At 58.7% G+C, this 25,349-nt stretch carries 25 protein-coding genes; 9 read left to right on the top strand and 16 right to left on the bottom strand.

The annotated features are described in order from the left end of the window. Positions 1-16: 16 nt before the first annotated feature. The 5 genes from uppS to rpsB form a co-directional block, all read right to left on the bottom strand. Positions 17-787 carry a polyprenyl diphosphate synthase gene (uppS, locus tag DIT71_RS16340; RefSeq protein ID WP_114614301.1) on the bottom strand — a complete coding sequence of 257 codons (771 nt, stop codon included), beginning with the start codon at positions 785-787 and terminating at the stop codon, positions 17-19. Between the two features lie 75 nt (positions 788-862). Further along, a complete protein-coding gene (frr, locus tag DIT71_RS16345; protein WP_114614332.1) occupies positions 863-1,420 on the bottom strand; it encodes a ribosome recycling factor in 558 nt (185 codons plus the stop codon). A 42-nt stretch (positions 1,421-1,462) separates the two neighbouring features. Beyond that, positions 1,463-2,191: a UMP kinase gene (gene pyrH / locus DIT71_RS16350; RefSeq protein WP_114614302.1), complete on the bottom strand. Its 729-nt coding sequence runs from the start codon at positions 2,189-2,191 to the stop codon at positions 1,463-1,465. 184 nt (positions 2,192-2,375) lie between these two features. Then, positions 2,376-3,245 (bottom strand): translation elongation factor Ts, encoded by an 870-nt coding sequence (gene tsf, locus DIT71_RS16355; protein WP_114614303.1) that lies wholly within the window; start codon positions 3,243-3,245, stop codon positions 2,376-2,378. A 99-nt stretch (positions 3,246-3,344) separates the two neighbouring features. Beyond that, positions 3,345-4,097 carry a 30S ribosomal protein S2 gene (rpsB, locus tag DIT71_RS16360; RefSeq protein WP_114614304.1) on the bottom strand — a complete coding sequence of 251 codons (753 nt, stop codon included), beginning with the start codon at positions 4,095-4,097 and terminating at the stop codon, positions 3,345-3,347. 285 nt (positions 4,098-4,382) lie between these two features. On the opposite strand from rpsB, the gene map reads away from it, so the two are divergent. The 6 genes from map to dapE are packed head-to-tail and all read left to right on the top strand — an operon-like array spanning position 4,383 to position 11,520. After that, positions 4,383-5,153 (top strand): type I methionyl aminopeptidase, encoded by a 771-nt coding sequence (map, locus tag DIT71_RS16365; protein ID WP_114614305.1) that lies wholly within the window; start codon positions 4,383-4,385, stop codon positions 5,151-5,153. Then, positions 5,154-7,799 (top strand): [protein-PII] uridylyltransferase, encoded by a 2,646-nt coding sequence (locus DIT71_RS16370; protein WP_114614306.1) that lies wholly within the window; start codon positions 5,154-5,156, stop codon positions 7,797-7,799. Next, entirely contained in the window at positions 7,796-8,998 is a 1,203-nt protein-coding gene (dapC, locus tag DIT71_RS16375) for a succinyldiaminopimelate transaminase (protein ID WP_114614307.1), read from the top strand. Before DIT71_RS16370 ends, dapC begins: the two co-directional genes overlap by 4 nt. After that, positions 8,995-9,339, top strand: coding sequence for an ArsC family reductase (locus DIT71_RS16380; protein ID WP_114614308.1), 345 nt, complete (start codon positions 8,995-8,997; stop codon positions 9,337-9,339). Before dapC ends, DIT71_RS16380 begins: the two co-directional genes overlap by 4 nt. Before the next feature lie 17 nt (positions 9,340-9,356). After that, a complete protein-coding gene (gene dapD / locus DIT71_RS16385) occupies positions 9,357-10,385 on the top strand; it encodes a 2,3,4,5-tetrahydropyridine-2,6-dicarboxylate N-succinyltransferase (protein ID WP_114614309.1) in 1,029 nt (342 codons plus the stop codon). Then, entirely contained in the window at positions 10,372-11,520 is a 1,149-nt protein-coding gene (gene dapE, locus DIT71_RS16390) for a succinyl-diaminopimelate desuccinylase (RefSeq protein WP_114614310.1), read from the top strand. Before dapD ends, dapE begins: the two co-directional genes overlap by 14 nt. On the opposite strand, the gene DIT71_RS16395 is transcribed toward dapE, so the two are convergent. Then, the gene (locus DIT71_RS16395; protein WP_114614311.1) at positions 11,521-11,739 is read right to left on the bottom strand and encodes a SlyX family protein; all 219 of its coding nucleotides are present in this window, start codon (positions 11,737-11,739) and stop codon (positions 11,521-11,523) included. 187 nt (positions 11,740-11,926) lie between these two features. Between DIT71_RS16395 and DIT71_RS18495 the strand changes: the two genes are divergently transcribed. Further along, entirely contained in the window at positions 11,927-12,508 is a 582-nt protein-coding gene (locus DIT71_RS18495; protein ID WP_114614312.1) for a cold-shock protein, read from the top strand. Between the two features lie 59 nt (positions 12,509-12,567). Here the strand turns inward: DIT71_RS18495 and DIT71_RS16405 are convergent, their stop codons facing one another. The 4 genes from DIT71_RS16405 to DIT71_RS16420 all read right to left on the bottom strand — a co-directional run bounded on the left by DIT71_RS16405 (position 12,568) and on the right by DIT71_RS16420 (position 16,337). Further along, positions 12,568-12,945, bottom strand: coding sequence for a hypothetical protein (locus DIT71_RS16405; RefSeq protein ID WP_114614313.1), 378 nt, complete (start codon positions 12,943-12,945; stop codon positions 12,568-12,570). Beyond that, the gene (locus DIT71_RS16410; protein WP_114614314.1) at positions 12,917-14,326 is read right to left on the bottom strand and encodes a hypothetical protein; all 1,410 of its coding nucleotides are present in this window, start codon (positions 14,324-14,326) and stop codon (positions 12,917-12,919) included. The genes DIT71_RS16405 and DIT71_RS16410 overlap by 29 nt, the downstream gene beginning before the upstream one ends. 56 nt (positions 14,327-14,382) lie before the next feature. Then, entirely contained in the window at positions 14,383-15,789 is a 1,407-nt protein-coding gene (locus DIT71_RS16415; RefSeq protein ID WP_114614315.1) for a mannose-1-phosphate guanylyltransferase/mannose-6-phosphate isomerase, read from the bottom strand. A 107-nt stretch (positions 15,790-15,896) separates the two neighbouring features. Beyond that, positions 15,897-16,337 carry a VOC family protein gene (locus DIT71_RS16420; RefSeq protein ID WP_114614316.1) on the bottom strand — a complete coding sequence of 147 codons (441 nt, stop codon included), beginning with the start codon at positions 16,335-16,337 and terminating at the stop codon, positions 15,897-15,899. A 31-nt stretch (positions 16,338-16,368) separates the two neighbouring features. On the opposite strand from DIT71_RS16420, the gene DIT71_RS16425 reads away from it, so the two are divergent. Together DIT71_RS16425 and DIT71_RS16430 are read left to right on the top strand one after the other, a co-directional pair. Then, complete coding sequence (locus tag DIT71_RS16425; protein ID WP_167507473.1) at positions 16,369-17,289, top strand: DUF1853 family protein; 921 nt, start codon at positions 16,369-16,371, stop codon at positions 17,287-17,289. Between the two features lie 80 nt (positions 17,290-17,369). Then, a complete protein-coding gene (locus tag DIT71_RS16430; protein ID WP_114614317.1) occupies positions 17,370-18,395 on the top strand; it encodes an NADP-dependent oxidoreductase in 1,026 nt (341 codons plus the stop codon). A 26-nt stretch (positions 18,396-18,421) separates the two neighbouring features. Here the strand turns inward: DIT71_RS16430 and DIT71_RS16435 are convergent, their stop codons facing one another. The 6 genes from DIT71_RS16435 to DIT71_RS16460 are packed head-to-tail and all read right to left on the bottom strand — an operon-like array spanning position 18,422 to position 25,330. Beyond that, positions 18,422-19,387, bottom strand: a complete 966-nt coding sequence (locus DIT71_RS16435) for an NAD(P)H-quinone oxidoreductase (protein WP_406565114.1) — start codon at positions 19,385-19,387, stop codon at positions 18,422-18,424. Positions 19,388-19,419: 32 nt separating this feature from the next. After that, positions 19,420-20,532, bottom strand: a complete 1,113-nt coding sequence (locus DIT71_RS16440) for a tRNA-queuosine alpha-mannosyltransferase domain-containing protein (RefSeq protein ID WP_114614319.1) — start codon at positions 20,530-20,532, stop codon at positions 19,420-19,422. Between the two features lie 15 nt (positions 20,533-20,547). After that, complete coding sequence (locus tag DIT71_RS16445) at positions 20,548-22,278, bottom strand: sugar phosphorylase (RefSeq protein WP_114614320.1); 1,731 nt, start codon at positions 22,276-22,278, stop codon at positions 20,548-20,550. A 25-nt stretch (positions 22,279-22,303) separates the two neighbouring features. Next, entirely contained in the window at positions 22,304-23,524 is a 1,221-nt protein-coding gene (locus tag DIT71_RS16450) for a glycosyltransferase family protein (RefSeq protein WP_114614321.1), read from the bottom strand. 44 nt (positions 23,525-23,568) lie between these two features. After that, positions 23,569-24,372: an HAD-IIB family hydrolase gene (locus DIT71_RS16455; RefSeq protein ID WP_114614322.1), complete on the bottom strand. Its 804-nt coding sequence runs from the start codon at positions 24,370-24,372 to the stop codon at positions 23,569-23,571. Between the two features lie 10 nt (positions 24,373-24,382). After that, positions 24,383-25,330 carry a hypothetical protein gene (locus DIT71_RS16460; protein WP_227538179.1) on the bottom strand — a complete coding sequence of 316 codons (948 nt, stop codon included), beginning with the start codon at positions 25,328-25,330 and terminating at the stop codon, positions 24,383-24,385. Positions 25,331-25,349: the final 19 nt, after the last annotated feature.

Genomic DNA, 25,349 nt, shown 5'->3' on the forward strand with positions numbered 1-25,349 from the left:
GTTCGCTATTTTGTCGTTATTGTTCCGACGAAACACCGGCGATCTGATCATCCGTCTGACCAAACCGGCGTTTGCGGCCCGCATACGCCTGTAACGCCTGGCTCATTTCCTGATCCCGAAAATCCGGCCAGTAAACAGGAGAAAAGTACAATTCGGTGTAAGCCAGGTGCCAGAGCATGAAGTTACTGATGCGTTGTTCACCCGCCGTCCGGATCATCAGGTCCGGCATGGGCAGGTCGCCGATGGAAAGGTGCTGCTGTATCAGGTCATCGGTGATGTCCGAAGGCGCCAGCTCGCCGCTACGCACCTTCTCGGCCACTTTACGGGTGGCCTGAGTGATATCCCAGTGACCGCCGTAATTTGCAGCTATAACAAGGGTCATGCGGGTGTTGTCGCGGGTCAGCTCTTCAGCGCGGCCCATGTGCTCCTGAAGGTTCGCACTGAACGCTGAGCGATCACCGATAATGCGCAGGCAGATATCATTGCGATGAAGCTTTTTTACTTCCCGCTCCAGGGCAAACAGGAACAGCCGCATCAGCGCCGACACTTCATCTTCCGGCCGCCGCCAGTTCTCACTGGAGAACGCAAAGAGTGTCAGCACCTCTACCCCTTCCCGGGCACAGGTTTCCACCACTGATCTGACCGCCTTCACACCCGCCTTGTGGCCGGCCACACCTTTCAACCGCCTGGCCTTGGCCCAGCGATTGTTCCCATCCATGATAATGGCCACATGCCGGGGCCGGCTGCCAGCCGACACCGGAATCTCTGCGGATACACTTTCCGTCATGCAATCCCCTGTTCAGCCAATAGCCGGAAAACTCGCCGGCATTGGCTGATCGCGTTGCTGAAGTTGACCGGCTGTTCAGACAGCCATCAGGTCCTCTTCCTTGGCCTTTAGCTGCTTCTCGATCTCGGCAATATAACGGTCGGTCAACTTCTGGATCTCTTCCTCGCCGAAACGCTCTTCGTCTTCGTTGATGTCCTTATCTTTCAGCAGCTCTTTGAGTGTGCTATTGGCATCACGCCGGGCGTTGCGGATGGAAACCTTGGCGTGTTCCGCGTCGGCTCTGGCCTGCTTGACCATTTCCTTACGGGTTTCTTCAGTCAACATCGGCATGGGAATACGGATGACTTCGCCGTTGTTGGAAGGGTTCAGCCCCAGATCCGCCATCATGATCGCTTTTTCGATCTTGGTTAATAACGGCTTCTCCCAGGGCGAAACCGCCAGGGTACGGTTGTCTTCCACGTTAACACTGGCCACCTGCTTCAGTGGTGTCTCCTGCCCGTAATAATCTACGGTTACGCTATCCAGAATGGAGGGATGCGCGCGCCCGGTACGGATCTTGTTGAAAGCCCAGTTCAGTGACTCCAGGCTTTTCTTCATCTTCTTTTCAGTATCGGCTTTAATATCGTCAATCACTGCAGCGTCCTCGGATTCGTTGTTCAAAATGTCTCGATCAGATTACTCGATTAATGTGCCTTCCGATTCCCCGGTCACGATCCGGGTCAGTGCACCAGGCCGGTTCATGTCAAAGACCCGCAGGGGCATGCCATGGTCCCGGGCCAGACAGATCGCAGTCAGGTCCATCACTCCCAGTTTCTTGTCCAGCACCTCATCATAGGTCAGATGCTCGTACTTCTCCGCCGTCGGATCCTTGTAGGGATCGGCTGAGTAAACACCATCCACCTTCGTGGCTTTCAGCACGGCATCGGCCTCAATCTCGATACCCCGAAGACAGGCAGCGGAATCGGTGGTGAAAAACGGATTTCCCGTACCCGCGCAGAAGATCACCACATCGCCGTCTTTCAGATCTCGCACCGCACGGCGGCGGTCGTAATGTTCAACAATACCACTCATAGGGATTGCAGACATAACGCGGGTACGGATATTGGAGCGTTCAAGGGCATCACGCATAGCCAGTCCGTTCATCACCGTCGCCAGCATTCCCATATGGTCGCCAGTCACCCTGTCCATGCCAGCCGCGTTCAGAGCAGCGCCGCGAAACAGGTTTCCACCACCAATCACCAGCCCCACCTGGACACCAATGCCGATCAGGGAGCCAATATCCAACGCCATCCGGTCAAGCACCTTGGGATCAATACCAAAACCGTGGTCACCCACCAGGGCTTCGCCGCTGAGTTTGAGAAGAACACGCTTGTATCTGGGCTGGGTATTGGACGATTTCGGCATGGGGATCTCCTTCTTTAGGTCTGGCTTGGTGTCTGGCAGGACAAGCTTGTCAGGCTTGTATTTGACATACTCCTCAAAAAAGGGGTATCTCAGATACAAGCCCGCCACGAGAGCCGGACTACTCCAGCCAACGTGGCAGACTCGAACGATGCGTCAGCGCATGCTTCAGCACCTGTCAGAAGGATCAGGACTTACCGGTGCCCGCTGCAGCAGCGACCTCGGCGGCGAAGTCCACTTCTTCCCTCTCGATACCTTCGCCAACTTCCAGACGAACAAAGCTGGCCAGATCGGCACCGTTTTCCTTGATCAGCTGACCGACGGTCTGGTCAGGATTCTTGACGAACGGTTGCTCGACCAGGCTGTTTTCCGCCAGGAACTTCTTGATGCGGCCGCCCATCATCTTCTCGACGATTTCGGCAGGCTTGCCTTCCATGTCAGGCTGGGCCTTGATAACGGCCTTTTCTTTCTCGAGCTCGTCGGCCGGCATGTCTTCCGGCTTGCCAACCCGCGGGTTGACAGCGGCAACGTGCATGGCAACGTCCCGTGCAACTTCCGGATCACCGGCGCTCAGGGCGACAACCGCAGCAATCTTGTTGGTGCTGTGAACGTAGGCACCGACAACCGGTCCTTCAACACGAACGATGCGACGAACGGTAATGTTCTCACCAATCTTCTGCACCAGTGCTTCACGCTTGGCTTCGAGCTCACCTTCCATCAGCCTGGCAACGTCGGTTTCGCCTTTCTCAAAAGCAACGTTCAGAACGTCGTTGGCGAAATTCATGAAGTTGTCATCACGGGCAACGAAGTCGGTCTCGGAGTTCACTTCCAGGATGTAGGCGACAGTATTGTCGTCAGACACCTTGATCAGGGAAACACCTTCAGCGGCAGTACGACCCGCTTTCTTGGCAGCCTTCAGGCCTGAAGACTTGCGCAGTTCTTCAATAGCCGCATCAACGCTTCCCTCAGCCTCTACCAGTGCCTTCTTGCACTCCATCATGCCAAGGCCGGTGCGCTCGCGGAGCTCTTTGACCATTGCGGCAGTAATTGCAGCCATGTTCATTCCTCTTAACTTTTCCAATCCGAATTCTGTACCGGTGTGCCCGGCGCTTGATTAATCACGGGCACACCCTACAAACCATTTACGAAGAAACCATTACTCCGCAGCGGGAGCAGCACCTTCCGCGCTTTCGCTGACTTCAACAAATTCGTCAGCACCGCCGGCACCAGCCTGGGACGCTTCAATGCAGGTATCAGCAATGGCCTGCACGTAGATCTGGATCGCGCGGATGGCATCGTCGTTGCCCGGGATCACGTAATCAACGCCGTCAGGGTCGCTGTTGGTATCGACTACACCAATCACAGGAATACCCAGCTTGTTGGCTTCCTTGATCGCGATACGCTCGTGGTCCACGTCGATCACGAACATGGCATCCGGGAGGCCGCCCATGTCCTTGATACCGCCGATGGAACGCTCAAGACGATCCATTTCGCGGGTGCGATCCAGTGCTTCTTTCTTGGTCAGCTTGTCGAAGGTACCGTCCTGGCTCTGGGCTTCCAGGTCACGGTAGCGACGGATCGACTGACGGATGGTCTTGTAGTTGGTCAGCATGCCGCCGAGCCAGCGATGGTTTACATAGGGCTGGTTGGAGCGGAGTGCTTCTTCCTTGATGATCTTGGCCGCCGCACGCTTGGTGCCAACGAACAGGATCTTGTTCTTGTTGCCTGCGAGGTTGTGAACGAAGTTCAACGCCTCGTTCATGGCAGGAACAGTCTGTTCAAGGTTGATGATATGAATCTTGTTACGGGCGCCGAAGATGAACTTCGACATTTTCGGGTTCCAGTAACGGGTCTGGTGACCGAAGTGGGCGCCTGCTTTGAGCAGGTCACGCATATTTACCTGAGCCATGATAATTACCTTTTTAGCTTCGGGTTAGTCCTCCACACGTCCGATTGACCCAACCTGGCTTCGTTACTTTCTATAAGAACAACGGAAGCAGGCACCCTGGGACAACGTGCCGACGTGTGTGCGAATTTGCCGGATTTGTTTCCAGCGGGCGCGTTTATACCATAAATCGGCCGTCGAATTCCATTAATTTGTCGCCCAGATGCCGGGCCGGCAACTGCCTCTTCCTTGTACCGGGCCACACTCCCCCTTAAAATGCTTGTTTGATCCAAATCAACGGGAAACCCAATGCAGGTATCGATCAAGACTCCGGAAGAAATCGAAAAGATGCGTGTCGCCGGCCGCCTCGCCGCTGACGTTCTCGAGATGATTGGCGAACACATCAAACCCGGCGTAACCACCGAGGAACTGGATAACATCTGCCACGACTATATGGTGAACGAGCAGCAGACTATTCCGGCACCGCTGAACTACAAGGGTTTCCCGAAGTCGGTCTGCACCTCGGTGAACCATGTGGTCTGCCACGGTATCCCGTCCGAAAAGAAGGTGTTAAAGGATGGTGACATCCTCAACATTGATGTCACCGTCATCAAGGATGGCTGGCACGGCGACACCAGCAAGATGTTTATTGTTGGCAAACCCAAACCCGGTACCGAGCGCCTGATCCAGATTACCCAGGAATGCCTATATAAAGGTATTGAGCTGGTAAAACCGGGCGCGCGCCTCGGTGACATCGGGCATGTCATCCAGCAGCACGCGGAAAAGCACCGCTACTCGGTGGTCCGGGATTACTGCGGCCACGGTATCGGCCAGGTATTCCATGAAGACCCGCAGGTGATGCATTACGGCAAACCGGGAACGGGTATGGAGCTGCAGGAAGGCATGACTTTTACCATTGAACCGATGATCAACCAGGGCAAGTACCACACCAAGCTGCTACCCGACGGCTGGACGGTTGTCACCAAGGACCACAAGCTCTCGGCTCAGTGGGAGCACACCATCCTGGTGACTGCCGATGGTCACGAGGTACTGACCAGGCGCACGGAAGAGTCATTCTAGGTGGATTTCAGCGACCTTGAAGCCAGGATCAGTGGCGATGCATCCCCCATCAGGGCAGCACGGCAATTATTAAAAGACCGTTATGAGGCTGATGCAGAGGCGTTTCGCCAGGGTGCCGATGTCCGCGCCCTGGTTCATTCCCGCTCGGGGACACTGGACACGGTTCTGGCGCTTATCTGGAACCGTTATGCTTTTTCCGCCTCTGAGGATATCTCTCTGGTTGCGGTGGGTGGCTATGGTCGGGGGGAGCTGCACCCCCACTCGGACATCGACCTGCTGATTCTCACCCGCAACGGCATCGAGGAAAGCTGGCAGGACGATCTGGGCGCTTTCGTTACTCTGCTATGGGATCTGAAGCTGGACATTGGCCACAGTGTCCGCAGCATAGACGAAAGCCTGAACGCGGCCCGGCAAGACGTCACCATACTGACCAATCTGCTGGAAACCCGCACCATTGCAGGCCCTGACGAGCTGCGCGATAAGCTCAGCCACCAGGTGTATTCCGACGCCATCAGCTCTGACCGCGACTACTTCATCGCCAAGCGCGAGGAGCAGAAGCGCCGGCACGCAAAATACGGGGACACCGAGTACAACCTGGAACCCAATGTCAAAGGCTCTCCAGGCGCACTGCGGGACATACAGACCATTGGCTGGATTACCAAGCGGCACTTTGGCCTGCAGAACATTGCTGACCTGACGCGCTTCAGCATCCTGACCGAGGAAGAGCACCAGATTCTGCTGCAGGGTGAAACCTTTCTCTGGCGGCTGAGGTACGGCCTGCAACTGATTGCCGACCGCAACGAAAACCGTCTGCTGTTCGATCATCAGCGAGCTCTGGCCGAGATGCTGGGATACCGGGATGAAGGCAAACGCCTAGGTGTCGAGCTGATGATGCAGTCCTATTACCGCACCGTGCTGGCCCTGGCCGAGCTGACCGATGTCATCCTGCAGTACTACGACGAGGCGATCCTGGGTTCGGGCACCGAAGATGCCATTCTGCCCCTGAACAAGCGCTTCCAGATCCGCAACTACTACATCGAGGCGGTCAACAACCAGGTCTTTGCCTACGCCCCCTACGCCATCATGGAAATCTTCGTGCTGATGGCCCAGCATCCGGAGATCAAGGGCATACGGGCCACCACTATCCGTTCCCTCCGCGCCCACCGGCACCTGATCGATGACGCCTTCCGCGCGGACCTGGCTGTTACCTCCCTGTTCATGGAGTTGCTGCGCACCCCGCACGCCCTTGACCAGACACTGTCGGCGATGAAGAAGTACAACGTACTTGGCCGCTACCTGCCGGAATTTGGCCAGATCATCGGCCAGATGCAGCACGACCTCTTCCACATCTACACGGTGGACGCCCACACCATGCGGGTGATTCGCAACATGGTGCGCCTGGACAGCGCCGAGGCACGTAATGACTACCCTCTGGCCTCAAGGCTGATCCATCGATTGCCAAAACTGGAAACACTGTACATTGCCGGGCTGTATCACGATGTGGCCAAGGGCCGCGGGGGTGATCACTCCGAGCTGGGCGCCATTGATGTGGAAAATTTCTGCCAGCGTCACCATCTGAGCGAACGGGACACTCAGCTGGCCTCCTGGCTGGTGGAGAATCACCTGCTGATGTCAATGACGGCCCAGCGCAAAGACATCTCGGACCCGGACATCATTCATGGCTTTGCCCAGTCGGTCCCCAGCCAGATTCACCTGGATTATCTTTACGTGCTGACAGTGTGCGACATCAGCGCCACCAACCCGAAGCTCTGGAATACTTGGCGGGCGTCGCTGCTGCGCCAGCTTTACATTGAAACCAAGCGGGCACTCAGGCGCGGCTCGGAAACGCCGGTCGACCGCCAGGAATGGGTACGAGCCACGCAATCCGAGGCGCGGGAAATTCTTCACGCCCAGAACATGACCGACGAGCAGATCGACGGCATCTGGGACACCCTGGATGAAGACTATTTCCTGCAGGATTCCACGGTGGACATCGCCTGGCAGACCGCTGCCATCATCCGCCATGGCAACGACCCGGACCCACTGGTGCTGATCCGCGACACCCGCGGCGGGCCCACGGACGGCTACTCCCAGATCATCATTTACATGAGCGACCGCGTTGACCTGTTCGCCGCCACCACGGCGGTGCTGGAACAGCTCAACCTCAATATCGTGGATGCCCGCATCAGCTCCAGCGAGGGCCCATTCTCGATCAGTTCCTACATTGTACTGGACGAGAGAGGCAAGCCTCTGGGTACCGATCCTGCCCGCAAGGACCGGGTTCGCAGCCGCCTGATCGAGGAGCTGGATGACCCGGAGGATTACCCGGACATTATCCATCGCCGCACCCCCAGGCAGCTTAAGCACTTCGCATTCCCCACCGAGGTGACGTTCTCCAACGATACCGTCAACCAGCGCACGGTCATAGAAGTCGTTACCCCTGACCGCCCGGGGTTGCTGGCGCGGGTCGGACAGGTGCTGCTGGAGCACCGCGTGCGCCTGACCAACGCCAAGATTGCCACCCTCGGAGAGCGCGTGGAAGACGTATTTTTTGTAACCGATGAGCATGGCGAGCAGATCCGCGATCCTGCTGTCTGCCAGGCTCTGCAGCGCGACCTTCGCCAAATGCTGGACGACACCCAATGAACCCGGACCTGGACAGACTCCACCCCTATCCGTTTGAAAAGCTGACCAAACTGAAAGCCGGCATCAGTGTTCCACAAAACCTGAGCCCGATTTCCCTGGGCATTGGCGAGCCCAAGCACCCGTCCCCCGGCTTCGTCAAACAGGTAATTGCCGATAACCTGGACAAACTTGCCAACTATCCCACCACCAAAGGCACCGATGAATTGCGTCAGGCCATCGCACACTGGGCCACGCGGCGCTTTGGGCTGGCACCCGGGTCGCTGACGCCGGAACATCACATCGTTCCGGTAAACGGTACCAGGGAAGGCATCTTCTCGCTGGTTCAGTCCGTGGTGGATGCCAGCCGGCCGGCAACAGTTGTGAGTCCTAACCCGTTTTACCAGGTCTACGAGGGTGCCGCCTTCCTCGCCGGCGCAACACCGCACTACCTCGCCTGCGACGGCGGCAATAATTTCATCCCGGATTTCGAGCGGGTGCCCGATTCGGTGTGGAAAGACTGCCAGATTCTGTTCCTGTGCTCCCCCGGCAACCCCAGCGGCTCGGTGATGCCCAGAGAAACCCTTACCCGGGTCATCGAACTGGCGGACCAACACGATTTCATCGTTGCATCCGACGAGTGCTATTCCGAACTCTACCCTGATGAAACCCGGCCACCGGAGGGGCTGCTGCAGACCTGCGCCGCCATCGGCCGCGACGATTTTGCCCGCTGCATTGTGTTTCACAGCCTGTCCAAGCGCAGCAACCTTCCCGGCCTGCGCTCCGGGTTCGTGGCCGGCGATGCGGAGATCCTCAGGGGCTACCTCAAGTACCGCACCTATCACGGCTGCGCCATGCCGATCCACAACCAGCTGGCCAGCATCGCCGCCTGGGGCGACGAAGACCATGTGCGTGAAAACCGGGCCGCTTACCGGGCCAAGTTCGAAGCCGTGGTGCCCATCCTGCGGGAAGTGATGGAGGTGGACTTTCCCGACGCCGGTTTCTATTTATGGCCGAAAACCCCAATGGACGATGAAACTTTCGCACGGGAGTTGTCGGCCCAGCAGAACGTGCACGTACTCCCCGGCCGTTACCTGTCGCGCACGGTGGATGGCCATAATCCGGGGGAGAACCGGGTACGCATGGCACTTGTGGCCCCGGTGGAGGAATGCGTTGAGGCTGCAAAACGCATCGTTACTTTTGTGAAAGAGAACAAAGCATGAAACTGTACGGCATCAGGAATTGTGACACCGTCAAGAAAGCCCGGAAATGGCTGGACGACGCCGGGATCGACTACGAATTCCACGACTTCAAGAAGGACGGTCTGGATGCCGACCGGCTCAGCCAATGGGAACAGGCTACCGGCTGGGAAGTGTTGCTGAACCGTCGGGGCACCACCTGGCGCAAACTTCCGGACCAGGTTCGTGATAATATTAGCGCCCAATCCGCCCATCGCCTGATGCTCGACAACCCGTCCATCATCAAGCGGCCCGTCGTTGAGCATGACAACACCGTCAGCGTCGGCTTTAATGCCGGCGAATGGGCCGAACGATTCAAACACTGAGAACCAGGAGCACATCAATGAGTTTTGCATTCGGAATTGGTATCGGCACCCAGAACAACCAGGGCGAGTGGCTGGAAGTGTTTTACCAGCAGCCGGTCATCACCCCCGATAACGGCCTCATCGAAGTGGCTCGTAACGTGCTGGACTACCAGGGTGGCAACCAGGCGGTATCGGTAACACCGGAGCAGTTGAAGTCACTTTCCGACGGCCTGCGCCAGCTTGGCCAGATGGAACAGGCAGCATTGGCCGGCAAGGCAGCTGACAGCCGTCGCCCGGTTGTGGTTACCTTGCTGGAGACCGACGACACTGCCTCCAGCACCCCGGAGGTCTATCTCAAGCTGCACCTGATCTCCAGCCGCCAGGCCCGACCCCATGAACTGAAACTGGACGGCATCTTCGGATTGCTACCCAACCTGGCCTGGACCAGCGAAGGCGCCGTTGACCTCAGCGAACTGCCGGACCGCCAGCTCCAGGCACGCCTTGAGGGCCGCACCCTGGAAGTGAAGTCCGTCGACAAGTTCCCGCAGATGACCGACTACGTGGTGCCCAAGGGCGTGCGCATCGCTGACACTGCCCGCGTTCGACTGGGAGCCTACGTTGGCGAAGGCACCACCGTGATGCACGAGGGCTTTATCAACTTCAATGCCGGCACCGAAGGCACCAGCATGATCGAGGGCCGCATCTCCGCCGGCGTAATGATCGGCAAGGGCTCTGACCTGGGCGGTGGCTGCTCCACCATGGGCACCCTCTCCGGAGGTGGCAATATCATTATTTCGGTGGGCGAGAACTGCCTGATTGGTGCCAACGCCGGCATTGGTATCCCTCTGGGAGACCGCTGCAAGGTGGAAGCCGGTCTGTACATCACGGCTGGCACCAAGGTGGCCCTGCTGGACGACAACAACAAGCTCGTTGAGATCATCAAGGCCCGGGACCTGGCCGCCAAACCGGACCTGCTGTTCCGCCGTAACAGCCAGTCTGGCGCCGTTGAGTGCAAAACCAACAAGACTGCCATCGAGCTGAACGAAGAGCTGCATGCAAACAACTAATTCCTCCACGCTCTCGCCGACCCTTGCTTTGGCCATTGACCTGATCCGGCGGCCGTCCGTCACCCCTGACGACGCCGGATGCCAGGACCTGATGATGTCGCGGCTTTCAGCCCTTGGCTTCAAGGGCGAAGCCCTCCGCTTCGGTGAGACCGACAATCTCTGGGCCCGCAAGGGCTCGGAGGGTCCTCTGCTGGCGTTTGCCGGCCACACGGACGTTGTCCCGACGGGCCCGGAGAAAAACTGGCGCCATCCGCCCTTCGATGCGGTGATTGACGATGGCTACCTCCACGGCCGGGGCGCCGCCGACATGAAAGGCAGCCTGGCGGCATTCATAACCGCCTGCGAGCGTTTTGTGGGCAGGTATCCGGACCACCGGGGCTCCATTGCATTGTTGATTACCAGCGACGAGGAGGGCCCTGCTCAGGACGGCACGGTCAAAGTGGTCCAGACCCTGGAAGCCAGGAACGAGAAGATCGACTGGTGCCTGATTGGTGAGCCGTCCAGCACCCATGAGGTAGGCGATGTCATCAAGAACGGTCGCCGGGGCTCGCTCCACGGCTACCTGACGGTGCACGGCACCCAGGGCCATGTGGCCTACCCTCATCTGGCGGAGAATCCGGTGCACACTGTTGCCCCGGCGCTGGATGCCCTAGCAAAGGAATTCTGGGATAACGGCAATGATTTCTTTCCGCCCACCACTTTCCAGATCACCAGAATCGAGGCCGGCACCGGCAGCAACGTCATTCCCGGTGAATGCCTGGTGCACTTCAACTTCCGCTACTGCACCGAGAACACGGCAGAAAGCCTCGAAGAACGGGTGGTTGCCGTTCTGGACCGCCACGGACTGAAGTACGATCTGCAATGGCACCTCAGCGGCCGCCCGTTCCTGACTGATCGGGGCGCACTGGTCTCTGCTGCGCAGAGCGCCATCCGCACCGTCACTGGCCGCGAAGCCGAGCTGTCCACTTCAGGCGGCACATCGGACGGCCGATTTATCGCCCCGACGGGCGCCCAGGTTCTGGAGCTTGGTCCCCTTAACGCCACCATCCACAAGGTGAACGAGTGCGTCAAAGCGGCGGACCTGGATACCCTGTCAGACATTTATGAGCAGGTTCTGATCGAACTGCTGGCCTGATCAGTAGTGGGGAGGCGGTGCTTCGTCTTCCTCCTTTCTGATGTTTGATGACGACACCTCCTTGAGCTGCGTGTTCAGGTGTTTCTTCGCTTCCCAGAGCTCCCGTATATCCAGCTCCTGTCGCGCCACCTGCTCGCTCAGGGTCTGGATGACATCGTCCTGGAACGCCAGTCTTGTTTCCAGCTCATCCAGCCTGGTCTGTAGATCTTTATTGCTCATGTGCTCATGCCGCTTGGTCAGCGCTCCCTGTTATCTGGTATCATGCCGCTTTTGCCCGCCAGCGGATTTCCAGGGCATTTTGTGTCCTGGGGAATCCTGGCGGTTTTCACCGACCGGAGACCCGATTTTACCCGATATCCGGTTCTTTATCGTTAGCGTTTGATTATTAATGGAGAAACCTAAGTCCATGCAAAACCCAGCAAAAGCGATCGTTCTTGCTCTCCTGGTCGCCATTCCGTCACCCTTTATCCTCGGCTTTCTGTTGGTGACTTTCACCCCGGAGCTCTTCCAGATTCTGTCGCAGTCCCGCACCAGTGAGCTGGCAACCAATACAACCTTTGTATTGGGCAGTGCACAGGGCATTGCCGCTTATATCATCGCGGTTGTTCTTTTCGGCCTGGCAGGCTTCGTGACCGTGGCCCTGGCCGCCAAGAAGCCATCAGAACTGAAGCAACAAGCCCCCCGCGCCAGCACAGCACCGCGCCAGGCTGCTCCGCGTCAGCAGTCCCAGCCGGATGATGGCGAGGATGATGACTACGATGACACCACCCCTGAGGGTAATGAAGAGGGCACCGTCAAGTGGTTCAACGTCAAGAAAGGCTTCGGCTTTATTGTTCGTGACAGCGGCGATGAAGTCTTCGTTCACTTCCGTGCCATTCGTGGCCGGGGCCGCCGCGTTCTGCGCCAGGGTCAACTGGTCCGGTTCAGTGTGGTGGAGGCCGATAAGGGCCTGCAGGCAGACAACGTGTCTATCCTGAGCGACGACTGAACCGCAAGGCAACATGGTTCGGAAAAGGGGTGGCCGATGGCTACCCCTTTTTTGTCCGATCAGTTCCAGACCGCCAGCTGCTCTCCCCGATGATCCAGACGCCACCAGCGCTCGTCCTCCACCGGCTCCCCTTCTTTCCAGTCGCCGGGGCTGCAGCGAATCTCGGTGTTCATGGCACGCCAGGCACTGCGGGCACAGTCCAGGTCCGAGGCCCAGGGCAGATCATCCCCTTCCAGGATGACCGAAGTGAAGCGTTTGCCACCGGCACCCGGATACAGAGTAACCCGCACACCGTGTCCCCGGTACCAGGCAGTGCCTTTCACTGCGCGCTCCGCCAACGCCTCGTCCCGCAGTTCAACCTCATCAAGATGGCTGGCCAGCCAATCTGATACGGCTGACGACTCAAGGTCACGAATATAGATTTCGAGATCCTGCACCCTCTGTTTCTCCTGCCGGTTGATCACAATGGACAACATAGTGAACCGGCCCGGGGCGCGCTGCAACCCAGCGCTCCAGTTCATCGCGGAGGTCTTCCACCTTTAATGTGCGAAGGGTGCCTTCAGCCTTACGCTCATGCCATGCGACTTCTGCCGCAGTCCGCTCCAGGGCGACATTTTCCAGGGACTGTTCCAGCTCTTTCAGCGGCTGCTGGCGCGCTATCGCCACCAGGGCCTGACGCCGGAGGGTGTCCGTCATCCCCGCCAGCGCCAGACCTTCAACGGAGCCGTATTCGGCAAACAGGTTAAGCCGGGCGGCCGCACGCCTCACCCACTGCAGCATACCGCCCGGAGATCCCACCAGCCGGCATCTGCTTGACGCCGCGTAGTGGACAAGCATTGGGGAAAACTCTACGTTCCAGTGGCGCTCTATGGCGGGCTGATGGGCCGCAAGAATGGCGGATTTTTGCCCGCCACTGGTGCCCGGCATATCAAAAATATCGAAGTCCCTGCCAAGGCAGCACTCCAGCTTGTCAATGGCTTCACCGGCGCCAGGCGAATCGGGGCCGAGCATGAGCACCGGTCCCGGATACCCGGTTACCAGCTCCCTGGCCAGACTTTTTTCGGCCGCCATCATGGAGGCCAGGTCCGCCGGGGAAATGTTGTCAAGGACCAGAGTCGGACAGCCTCTTCGGGCACTGCCATGGGTCGCGATCGCCGGGCTGTCACTGGCCATCACTTCCGCCTCGTTGCGAAGGTCGAGCCCGACAAACCCGGATTCCAGAAACGGCAACACTGCCTGCAACCAACTGGTTTTTCCGCTGCCTCTTGCTCCCCTGACCCATATCAGGGCACCCGGAACCGAGGCCAGGGTTACGGCCACATCCTCAGCCAGAGCCAACCAACCGGGATCCGTAATGACAACCGGCGCATCTGCGGGCCCGGCCAGGCCGGCAATCTGGTGCAGGCTTTCATCGGCCGCAGGCCAGCGGCTCACCAGTTCCAGCACTGCGACGTAGGCTTTTTCCCGCAGCCGCTCGGTGTTGTGTGTCAGCACCGATAACAGCACCGGCCAGTCCAGCCAGGGGGCATCGCTCAGTTCACGGGCTGATGAAAACCAGTACATCAGCTGCGACGACATCAGGCCTTCACAGCCGACGTCGGTAATGATGGGCTGTTCACACTGGATGGTGCGGGTCAGTTCATCAAGGTCGACGCCACGGCTGCGCAGGAACTCGCAAATGGCAGGCTCGCCATCCAGCAGTGCCAGTAGAAAATCCTCGACGGTAATGGCGTGGCCGCCACGCTGGGCGACGCTGTCGCGGGCGCGTTGCAGTGCCGTTTGACAGAGGGGGCTCAGGCATCCTTGCCAGTCTTCCATTCACTTCTCCTTGTGGTAGTGTCGACATCCTCCTGATGTCGCGTTGTGAAAACCGGTCAGACCCGGTTATAGGTATCCTGAAAGCGTACAATGTCATCTTCGCCCAGGTAACTGCCGGTCTGGACTTCAATCAGCTCCAGCGGAATCACTCCGGGATTGGTCAGCCGATGGGTAACGCCCAGCGGGATGTAGGTGGACTGATCTTCGGTCAGCAGCAGCACATCGTCGCCCCGATTGACCGTTGCCGTTCCCTTCACCACAACCCAGTGCTCGGCGCGATGGTGGTGTTTCTGCAGTGACAGGGAGGCGCCGGGCTTGACGGTAATGCGCTTGACCTGGAAGCGCTCGCCCATGGCGATGCCTTCGTAGGTGCCCCAGGGGCGGTGAACCTTCTTGTGAAACCGGTGCTCGTCGCGGCCCTGAGCCTTGACCTGAGCCACCAGCTTCTTCACGTCCTGGACCCGGTTACGGTCCGCCACCAGTACCACATCATCGGTTTCGACAATGACATGATCGGTAATGCCCAGTGCCGCGATCAGGCGGCCCTCGGAATGAATGTAGGAGCCGGATACATCTTCTGTAATCACATCCCCGCGGCACACGTTGTCGTTCTCATCGTGGGGTTGGATATCCCACAGCGCAGACCAGGAGCCAACGTCCGACCAGCCGGCATCCAGGGGCACCACCACCGCGTCCCGGGTTTTCTCCATGACCGCGTAGTCAATGGAATCGTCCGGGCAGGCCTTGAAGGCATCGCTGCCCACGCGGGTGAAATCCATGTCGGCATTGCGCTCTTCCCAGGCAGTCCGACAGGCCCTGATCATCTCGGGTTGCTGGCTTTCCAGCTCCGCCAGGTATCGGTCGGCCCGGAACAGGAACATGCCACTGTTCCAGAAGTAATCGCCTTCCTCCAGGTAGCGGCGTGCAGTTTTCTCATCCGGCTTTTCCACAAAAGCCGCCACATCGTTATACCCCTCATGGGATTCGCCCGCCCTGATATAGCCGTAACCGGTGTGCGGGGCGTTGGGCACAATGCCGAAAGTGACCAGTTTCCCGGCCCGGGCCGCTTCCGCACCCTGCCTGACCGCCTGACCGAAGGCATCAGGATTTTTCAGAACGTGGTCCGAAGGCATGACCAGCAATAGTTCTTCCGGATTTTCCTCGGCCGCCGCCAGGGCTGCCAGGGCAATCGCCGGAGCGGTGTTCCGGCCTACCGGCTCCAGGATGATACCGGCGGTGCGCTCCGGTGCCTGAGCCTGAAGATGAGCCGCCACCACGAATCGATGCTCCTCGTTGGTGATTGCCATGACCCTGGCCTTGCCGTCCAGGGCCAGCCCGCGGTCAATGGTCTCTGCCAGCAGGGTATCGTCGGACACTACCGGCAGAAACTGCTTGGGGTAGGCTTCGCGGGATAGCGGCCAGAGACGGGTGCCAGAACCACCAGAAAGAATCACTGCGAGCATGGGTCGTCCTTGTCTTGAATTTTCGCGAAGTTTACCCCAATCGCCGCCGGATTGTCCCGCCGGCGGCGATTAAACCAATTTCACCATACGACTGACCAGGCACCGGCTTACCAGGTACCGGTATTCTCCATGCTGGCCCAGGGCTCTCTGGCGGGCAGCGATTCGCCTTTCTGGAGCAGCTCAATGGAAATGCCATCTGGTGACCTTACAAAAGCCATATGGCCGTCACGGGGTGGACGATTGATGGTAACTCCATTGGCCTTCAGGTGACTACACAGGCCATAGATATCATCCACCCGGTACGCCAGATGCCCGAAATTGCGTCCCCCCGTGTACTCCTCGGGGTCCCAGTTGTAGGTAAGCTCAATCATCGGGGCTTTGTCCTCTCTCGCCCGCGCCTCGTCGTCCGGGGCTGCGAGGAAAACCAGGGTAAAGCGGCCCTTTTCACTGCTCTTGCGGCTGATCTCAACCATGCCGAGCAAGTCGCAGAAAAAGTGCAGGGTCTGTTCCAGATTGCTGACCCGGATCATTGTGTGCAGATACTGCATGTTATGCCTCCTGTTGGGTTATCCTGCCACCATGCGCCATCCAGACCCCACAGCTTATCTTCAGTACCGCGTTCCAGCCGTGCGCCATCTGGCGTGGATGTGTCGTGCTCCTCAGCTTATCAGCTCTGTGATGGACTTTGCGCCGGAAAAATACCTGCCGGCGGACACCGGAGAGCGGCTGCAGGCCTGGGACAACGCTCCTCAGTGCGGTCCAGCCGTGCTGACGGAACAGCCGGCCCGGCGCCTCGGGCACTATTTCGAGCGCCTTTACGAATGCCTGATAGGTGATCTTCTCGGCTGGGAGATCCTGCTCAAGAACCAGCCGATCAGAGACAACGGCATGACACTCGGCGAACTGGATTTTGTGGTGCGCAATCCCGCCGACAACATTGTCGAGCACCATGAAATTGCCGTGAAGTTCTATCTCGGTCACCGCGCCTCGGAACAGGATATCGCCCTGTGGTACGGACCCAATTCAAGGGATCGACTGGACATCAAGACACAGCGACTGATTGGCCACCAGAGCCGGATGTCGGAGCGGCCGGAAGCTCGCAGCCTCCTGGCGTCAATGGGCATAGAGGCGCCCTCGCGGCCAAGGATATTCATGCCCGGCTATCTGTTTTATCCCCTGGTCGAAACACTTACACCGCCCGCCGGCGTTCCGCCAGACCATCTGCGGGGCAACTGGCTTTACATTGACACGGTGGATCAGGTGACGGAGGACACGAAACGGTGGATTCCACTGGTCAAACCTCACTGGCTGGGCCCCTGGCGCCAGAAAGCGGCCCCTGACTGCCGGGAAACCGAATCAGCGCTGGAAATGGTCCGGTCTGCTGGCATTCCCCGGTTGTTCGCTGTCCTGGAACAGTCTGCGGTGGATGGCTACTGGCAGGAAACATCGCGCCTGTTTGTGGTTCCGACTGTCTGGCCGACCCCATCCGGTCAGAGCTGAAAGGCAGCCTGCGGGATGTTGACCTCAAAACCATTCTGCTGCACTCTAATCTGGTTTCATTACGCAACTGGAGATACCTTGTGAGCAGTCATACCAATCGAGCGGTTATTCTTAACCAGCGCCCCCAGGGCGAAATTCAGGACGGCGACCTGGTGCTGGAAGAACGCCCGGTCCGTGAACTGAAGGAAGGCGAGGTTCTGGCCAAAGTGCTGTGGCTGTCCCTGGACCCCTACATGCGCCCACGAATGAACGATGCCAAGGGTTACATGGAGCCCATCGGCATTGGCGAGGTAATTGTTGGCGAAAGCGTGGCGCGAATCGTTGAGTCCCGCTCGGATAATCTGAAGGTGGGCGACCTGGTGACCTGTTATTCCGGTTGGCAGGAGTATGTTGTCTTTCCCGGCGATGCCGAGATGGTCTACCGGATTGACCAGAAAGACAACGTGCCCCTGCAGGCCTATCTGGGTGTGGCGGGTATGCCCGGTCGAACCGGCTACTGCGGCCTGATCTACGTGGGCAAACCGAAAGCCGGTGAAACTGTGGTGGTTTCCGCAGCGTCTGGCCCGGTCGGAACCGTGGTTGGTCAGACCGCCAAAAAAGAAGGTTGCCGCGCCGTCGGCGTGGCCGGCGGGCCTGAGAAATGCCGCTATGTGGTGGAAGAGCTGGGCTTCGATGCCTGCGTGGATTACAAGGCCGGCAACCTGGAAGCGGACCTTAAAGCAGCCTGCCCGGACGGCATCGACATCTACTTCGAGAACGTCGGCGGCGCCGTAACGCGGGCCGTCGCGCCTCTGCTCAACCCCGGTGCCCGGGTACCGATTTGCGGTTTTGTGTCAGCCTATAACGCGGAAGACATGAGCTCGGTGGAAACCCCCTTCCACGTGCTGAAGGCACTGGACCCGGTGCCGGAACATCGCTTCTTCCTGGTGACAGAATGGCAGGACAAGCACCAGGAAATCACCAATATCCTTGCCGACCGGGTGGCCTCCGGTGAACTGAAATACCGGGAGACCATTGCCGAAGGTCTGGAGAACGCGCCGGAAGCCTTCAAGGGCATGCTGAAAGGCAGGAACTTCGGCAAGCAGCTGGTGCACATCGCCGACTGACCCGTCAGACCTCCATGGATGGAGGTCTAGCCGACTACCTGCAGCAACACCTTGCCGGTATTCCGGTTCTGGGCGACATATTCCATGGCTTCGCCGGCCTTCTCGATGGGCCAGGCACTGTCGATCACCGGATCAATCTGCCGCGCACTGAGCAGCGGCCAGACATGCTGGTATAAAGCGCTCATCACGTCGCCCTTGTCGGCGACGGGTCGCGAGCGCAGCGTGGAGCCGATCAGGCGATGCCGCTTCATCAGCATCAGCCCCAGGTCAACTTCCGCCATGCGACCACCCATCAGACCGATCAGGATGATCCGGCCATCCATGTTCAGCACTTTCTGGTCGTCGGCGATGTAGTTGCCGCCAACCGGATCCAGCACCATATCCACACCACCCCAGGATTTGATGGCATCCACAAACGAGCCGTCGTTGCGATTCCAGACGCCGCTGGCGCCCAGTTTTTTGCAGGCTTCCAGTTTGTTGTCGTCACCGGCGGTAGCAAACACCGGGTTACCCAGTGCCGTTGCCAGCTGAATGACCGTCGTACCGAGACCACTGGCAGCAGCGTGAACCAGCACTTTTTCGCCGGGCTTGAGTGCGGCTTCGTGATACAGGTTCAGCCAGGCCGTGGCGAAAACTTCGGGAATCGCCGCAGCCTCTTTCAGGGTGAACCCCTTGGGAACAGGCAGGACCTGAACAGCCGGCACCACCACGTGGGTGGCATAGCCGCCGCCGGTCAACAGGGCGCAGACTTCATCCCCGGGCTTGAGGTGGTTCACGCCCTCCCCCACTTCGGAGATGGTTCCACTGACTTCCAGGCCCAGGATTTCCGAGGCACCCGGCGGCGGCGGATAAACGCCGGCCCGCTGCATCAGGTCCGCGCGGTTGATGGCGGTCCACGCAATATCAATAGCCACATGATTTTCAGGCACTTCGGAAGGAATGTCATACGCCTCCCAGCTTAACGTGTCGCCACTGACCTTGATGGCTCTCATCATCTGCGCTTGCTCCGTTTTTAAAGACAGGCTCAGGATACCGTCAGCCGGTCCAGAGTTGCACTGATCACTTTGTAATATTTCTTTTGCAGTTCACTGAGCCGCCAGGCGTGCGGTGGGCAGGGCTCGGGAGACTGCTGTAATAACTGGCACAACAGCCGCGCGGCTGCTTCGGCTTCGGCCGCCGGGTTATCAGCATGACTGGCGTATCGTTGCGCCTGCGGCACGTACTCCGGATACGCCAGGCGGTCGGGAGCCAGCGCCATGCAACCGGACGCCATGGCTTCCAGCATGGAAAGCCCCTGGAAATCGTGAAGAGCGGTGGATATGGCCACATCTGCCTCAGCCAGCAGGCGGTCGTAATCCGCCCGGCTCTGCAGGTATCCCCAGTTCACGATACGTTGCCGGTGCCGTTGGTGTATCAGGTTAAAGGCCTCGGGCTGATTACGAAACTGTTCGCCCACCACGCTTATGCGGAAATCCTGGCCTGCCGCCGCCAGGGCATCCAGCATCAGCAACAGCCGGTCCGGCGCCTTGTCGTATTCCCAGCGGTGGTTCCAGAGCAGATAGGGGCACCGTGTGTTAACGGCGCTGCCTGTGCGAATGAAGAGCCGGTCCTCGATGGGCACCGGAATGACACGGGATTTTTCACGGATGCTGCTGATCAGGCCATCAGGCAGGCCGTCCGGCATTTTGTCCAGAAATTGATAGGCTCCATCCAGAAAACTGTTCCGGTTCCAGGCACTGTTGAACAGCACCAGATCAGCGCTAACGGCACTGTAAAGATTAACAATCCGGGGCTCGGCGCTGGAGTGCTGCCGGCCGGAGTCCGGATAGGCAAACTGGTTCTCATGCATGTAGAGAATGGCGGGGGTGTGCGCCAGATGGGGATGAAAGCCCCTCAGGGACGCCAGATCCACCATGGAGGTGACGACCAGCAGGTCATAACTGGCTTTCAGTGCCGGCTCCTGCAGCCAGGTCAGCGCATTTCCACGAATCCGCCAGCGAAAAAACCGCGGAGGCAGTGCCAGTACTTGCCACTGGAAATCCGGCTGGCTGGCGACGAGCTGTTCCCGCCAGCGCCGGTGACTGCCGGCGTCATAGGCGGATAAAAGCAGGATGCGGGGCGGACGGTTCGAAGGCATCCGCGCATTCTGACATCATTCCCGGTTGGACAGCCACACACTTTGATAGGGTTTGAGAGTCAGGCTTCCGGACAGGTCCTCGATCTTCAGCCCGGAAATCAGATCCTGCCACTGGTCGGTGCCGATCAGGTTGATATCCCCCAGAGACACCTGCTGTACCTCGTCGCTAATGTTGTGGATACAGAAGATCGACTGGTGCCGTGCCATGCTCTGGCGCCAGAAGCCGAACAGCTGAAGCCCCAGGTGCAGGGTGAACTGGGTGGCGTTGGGGTGAAACGCGGGCTGCCGGCGACGGATAGCAATAAGCCGCCTGAGTTCGGTGAACACTTTGTGGTGATGGCTCAGAGGGTCCGCCAGCTCGGCCTCCAACCGGTCCAGGTTCCACTGCCCTCGATTGATGGAGCGCAGACGACCGGTATTCTCGACCCGTTCGCGATCGTTTTCGGTGCCAAGCAGGCTGTGGATATAGAACGCGGGAATGCCCTCCAGGGCCAGCATGATGGTATGGGCACACAGAAAGCGGTGCAACTGCCAGTGATCTGCGCCCCGCTCTGCGGTTCCCTTCAGCGCGTCAAACAGCGCCACGTTCATTTCGTAGGGCTGGTCCTTGCCGTCCGGCGTGCGCCGGTACGACACCTTGCCCCCGAAGGATTCCATGGTGTTGATCAGCCGCTGCTTTTCTTCCTCGGCAAGCAACCCGTCGGTTGGTCGCAGGCCAACCCCGTCGTGGGAGGCAATAAAGTTCAGGTAAGTGGTACCCATCTGCGCCGGTGGCATGCTCATCAGCCAGGTTTTCAGGTGCCTGCAGTTACCGGTGACCAGGGTATTGATCAGCAGCGGCGGCAATGAAAAGTTGTAGATCACATGGGCTTCGTTGGCATTGCCGAAGTAAGTGAGGTTTTCCCGGTTGGGGACGTTGGTTTCGGTAATCACCACGGCATAAGGCGTGTGATGTTCGATGAGCAGTCGCAGGATCTTGATCAGCTCATGGGTCTGCTGCAGGTGGATCGAGGGCGTGCCCACTTCTTTCCAAAGGAAAGCCACGGCGTCCAGCCTGAAAATGGTGATACCCCGTTCCAGGTAATAACGGATGATGCCTACAAACTCATTCAGCACCCGGGGGTTGGCGAAATTCAGGTCCACCTGGTCCTCGCTGAACGTACACCACACGTAGCGTTCGCCATCGTCCGTCTGTACCGCGTTGAGCAATGGCGATGTCCGGGGCCGCACCACGGCACTCAGATCATCCGTTGGCCTGGCCTCGAAAAAATAGTCCTTGCCGGGGTCAATGCGTTTCTTGAAATTCTCGAACCAGCGGCTGCGGGCCGACATATGGTTGATCACCAGGTCCGCCATCAGTTTGTATTTGCCGGCAATGCGCTCAATGTCATCCCAGTCGCCATGGGATTCGTTCACCGCCAGGTAGTCCATTACCGAGAAGCCATCGTCCGAACTGTAGGGGAAGAATGGCAGGATGTGCACTGCCGATACCGTATCCTGCAGACAATCCTCAAGGAACTGGAACAGGATTCGAAGGGGTTTCTCATCTCTGCGCTGAACCGTGTCTGCGTAGGTAATCAGCATGACGTCGGATTCGTCCCAGTTATTCTGGTGAGCCAGGGGTGACGGAGCGTCTGACCCCAGGCCCATGGTTTCGAGGAGCCTTTGTGCCAGGACATCGGTATCAACGGTGGGATAGACCACATCCAGCATGGTGACGAGCTTGTGATGCAGGGTGTTGCTCATGGTTGGTACTCCGGCTCGGGCCGCACTAGTGGTAGTCCTCGTTGTCCAGTTCCACGGCTTCAAGCAGTTGTTCCTTGATATCCGGAATGGCGCTGGTAACGCGATTCCAGCTCGGAATGAAGGGTGTGTCCATAGGGTTGTCCAGGAAATAGGCCCCTGCCCTCATGACGTTCTGGGCAAACAGCTCAACAGCTTTTTCCTCCTTGTGGCGATCAAAGCTCAGGCCATTGATCACCGCGTCGCTCTGATAGGTTTCAACAAAATCCAGGGCAATTCGGAAATACGTGGCCTTGATGGTGCGGAACTTTTCGTTGGAGAAGATTTCGCCATTAGTCGCCAATTTGCGGAACAGGGCCTTGCTGATGTCGGTGCTCATCTTGGAGAGGCCCTGGCTGGCGTCTTCCGGGGACAGCTCCTGATGTTTGTGATCATAGGTGTCGGCAATGTCCACCTGGCACAGGCGATTGGTGGCGTAGTTGCGCTTCATCTCCGACAGCACGCCCACCTCCAGCCCCCAGTCGCTGGGTATGCGCAGGTCGTCAATCACATCGGTACGGAAGGAGAACTCGCCGGCGAGCGGGTAACGATAGCTGTCCAGATAATCCAGGAAGTCGTTGGGGCCGCAGACTTTCTTGAGCGCACGGATCAGCGGCGTGACCAGCAGGCGGCTGACCCGGCCGTTCATTTTTCCATCTGCCACTCGGGAATAATAACCTTTACAGAACATGTAGTTGAAGTTGGGATTGGCTACCGGGTAGATCAGCCTGGCTACCAGGTCACGGGAATAGGTCAGTATGTCGCAGTCGTGCAGGGCCACCGATTTGCTCATTCCGGACGCAAGCACATACCCGAAGCAGTACCAGACATTCCTGCCCTTGCCCATTTCCGTGGGCGCGAGGTTCTGCTCCTGAAGCTGACGATCCAGCGCCTTCAGCCTCGGGCCATCATTCCACAGCACCCGCACGTGCTGGGGGAGTTCCGAGAAATACTCCAGGGCATGGCGATACTCCTGTTCGTTGGCGCGGTCCAGGCCGATAACGATCTGCTCCAGATAGGGCACCTTTGCCAGTTCCGTCACGATGTTCTTCAGGGCGGGACCCTCCAGCTCCGAATACAATGATGGCAGCACCAATGACATGGGCCGGGCTTTACGAAAGCTCATCAGCTCCCGCTCAAGCTCTTCCACGGGCCGGCTGCACAGGTTGTGAAGGGTCGTGATGATGCCGTTCTGATAAAAGTCGCCCATGGCGGCTCTCCTGTTGTTTTAAAACCGGATCTCCAGACCCGGTTTCAGTAGCCGTACTCGATCAGCAGATTGAGTACGCATTCGTTCCAGCCGGCCGGCCCGGTTTTGATGGACCTTATGGCCCGGCTCTGTGACGGCAGGGACACGCTGTCGGACTGCGCACCCCGAACGATTACCGCAATATCCGCCGCTTCCAGCATGTGCTGGTCGTTGGGACTGTCACCCAACGCAACGGCAATAACGTTCTCGAGGGGATAATGCTCTTTATACTTGCCCAGCAAAAACCGGACCCCATCGGCTTTATCGAAGCTGCCCATGGCATGGAGAAAGCGCCCGCCCTGAACCAGGCGACAGTTGTGCTCTTCCAGTTTCTGGCGGAATTTTGCCTGTGAATTCTCGTCCCCCAGCCACAGCAGCGGCTCTGTGCCGGCGCGATCCTTCGCCAGTTCTGCCTCTGCTTCCGAGAGGCTGGCGTGTCCGGCCAGTTCCGCCGGGCTCATGTCCGTGAAACTGCGGAACTGGAAACCCTCTGCCCGACATTGCGCCAGTAACGCCAGCACATCAGCCCGCGATGCCCCAAAACTCTGCATCTGCTCCTGGCCCGGTCCAAAATAGTTCGCAGGGATCACCACTGCGGCCCCGTTTTCCACGATAAACGGGGCGGTGTTGCCAAGTTTCCCCCGGATGGCACGGAGTTCAGCGGCGGTTTTGCTGGAGTTGAGTATCACCGGGATCCCACCCGCTTCAAGCCGCGCCAGGGCCGGTTTCGCAGGAGACCAATCGTAGCTATCGTGGTCCAACAGGGTGCCATCCAGATCAGAAAACAGGATCAGGCGGGTTTTGGGCATGACGGCTCCTCTACTGTCGCTGACGGATCAACGGTTCACCGAAACTGTGGTCTTCTCCCACGTTGATCACGCAATCCGCGCGGGCCGGCATTTCCGCGAGACTGGCACGGGTGATCCGTTCGTAATGCATGATGAAACGGACGACCTCCCGGTCACTCATGATGCGCGATGGCTGTGCGGGCCCAGTGTCGACACTGCGATCTTTTGGTGCACCATCCGTTCGCTTACGGAGTTTGTGCTCCTGGAGAGTGCGCCACTGCAGAACACATTCCATGGACGGCGCCCGCAGCATGATCAGGTTGTCCAAATGGCTGAAAAAACGACTGTACTCGCCCCTCAGGCAACGATCGACGTACTGTCGCCAGGTGCCTTCCGGGTCCTCTGACCGTTCCAGTTCGTTGACCGGCTCCATCAACTCCTCCTCACTGGTGGCCGGTACCGCCCCCATGCACCAGCCCTCTACCAGGATCGCTTCCGCCCTGCCCCGGAATACCGGCCACTGCTGCCGTGGCTTGCGGTCGTCACGGGATTTGTCAAAGGCGGGAATGGGGGTTTCCGTATCCCGGCCGGCGGCTTCAAGCTGGTCAATGACCTGCTGGCCCAGGGCAATATCGTGGGTGCCGGGCACGCCGCGGGTGATGAATAACGGATGGACATCCTCTGCCAGTTTTTCCCGCTCGACGCGGGTAAGGTAGAGGTCGTCCAGGGAGAAGCTGGCGGTAGGGGTGTGATAGTGGGTGGTCAGCAATTCTCTGAGGAATTCGGTCAGGGTGGATTTGCCGGTGCCCTGGGCGCCGTGGATGCCGATAACGACGGGCCTCTCTTGGGCCTGTCTGAGGCTGTGGATGTGTTGGGCCAGGGGGAGAATAGTCTTTTCCACGGTGTCAGCGTAGGAATTCGGGAGGGATTCCTGGTTGATCAGGTTTTGGATGGTAGCGGTCAGATCAGGTGCGGACACTATGCTGGTTCCCTGTTGG

Source organism: Marinobacter vulgaris (assembly GCF_003344045.1).
In the GTDB taxonomy this organism is placed as follows: domain Bacteria; phylum Pseudomonadota; class Gammaproteobacteria; order Pseudomonadales; family Oleiphilaceae; genus Marinobacter; species Marinobacter vulgaris.

Coding starts and splice junctions, on each gene's coding strand:
- uppS (WP_114614301.1), bottom strand. CDS start 787: ATGACGGAAAGTGTATCCGCAGAGATTCCGGTGTCGGCTGGCAGCCGG.
- pyrH (WP_114614302.1), bottom strand. CDS start 2,191: ATGCCGAAATCGTCCAATACCCAGCCCAGATACAAGCGTGTTCTTCTC.
- tsf (WP_114614303.1), bottom strand. CDS start 3,245: ATGGCTGCAATTACTGCCGCAATGGTCAAAGAGCTCCGCGAGCGCACC.
- rpsB (WP_114614304.1), bottom strand. CDS start 4,097: ATGGCTCAGGTAAATATGCGTGACCTGCTCAAAGCAGGCGCCCACTTC.
- map (WP_114614305.1), top strand. CDS start 4,383: ATGCAGGTATCGATCAAGACTCCGGAAGAAATCGAAAAGATGCGTGTC.
- dapC (WP_114614307.1), top strand. CDS start 7,796: ATGAACCCGGACCTGGACAGACTCCACCCCTATCCGTTTGAAAAGCTG.
- DIT71_RS16380 (WP_114614308.1), top strand. CDS start 8,995: ATGAAACTGTACGGCATCAGGAATTGTGACACCGTCAAGAAAGCCCGG.
- dapD (WP_114614309.1), top strand. CDS start 9,357: ATGAGTTTTGCATTCGGAATTGGTATCGGCACCCAGAACAACCAGGGC.
- dapE (WP_114614310.1), top strand. CDS start 10,372: ATGCAAACAACTAATTCCTCCACGCTCTCGCCGACCCTTGCTTTGGCC.
- DIT71_RS16395 (WP_114614311.1), bottom strand. CDS start 11,739: ATGAGCAATAAAGATCTACAGACCAGGCTGGATGAGCTGGAAACAAGA.
- DIT71_RS18495 (WP_114614312.1), top strand. CDS start 11,927: ATGCAAAACCCAGCAAAAGCGATCGTTCTTGCTCTCCTGGTCGCCATT.
- DIT71_RS16410 (WP_114614314.1), bottom strand. CDS start 14,326: ATGGAAGACTGGCAAGGATGCCTGAGCCCCCTCTGTCAAACGGCACTG.
- DIT71_RS16415 (WP_114614315.1), bottom strand. CDS start 15,789: ATGCTCGCAGTGATTCTTTCTGGTGGTTCTGGCACCCGTCTCTGGCCG.
- DIT71_RS16420 (WP_114614316.1), bottom strand. CDS start 16,337: ATGCAGTATCTGCACACAATGATCCGGGTCAGCAATCTGGAACAGACC.
- DIT71_RS16425 (WP_167507473.1), top strand. CDS start 16,369: ATGCGCCATCCAGACCCCACAGCTTATCTTCAGTACCGCGTTCCAGCC.
- DIT71_RS16435 (WP_406565114.1), bottom strand. CDS start 19,387: ATGAGAGCCATCAAGGTCAGTGGCGACACGTTAAGCTGGGAGGCGTAT.
- DIT71_RS16440 (WP_114614319.1), bottom strand. CDS start 20,532: ATGCCTTCGAACCGTCCGCCCCGCATCCTGCTTTTATCCGCCTATGAC.
- DIT71_RS16445 (WP_114614320.1), bottom strand. CDS start 22,278: ATGAGCAACACCCTGCATCACAAGCTCGTCACCATGCTGGATGTGGTC.
- DIT71_RS16450 (WP_114614321.1), bottom strand. CDS start 23,524: ATGGGCGACTTTTATCAGAACGGCATCATCACGACCCTTCACAACCTG.
- DIT71_RS16455 (WP_114614322.1), bottom strand. CDS start 24,372: ATGCCCAAAACCCGCCTGATCCTGTTTTCTGATCTGGATGGCACCCTG.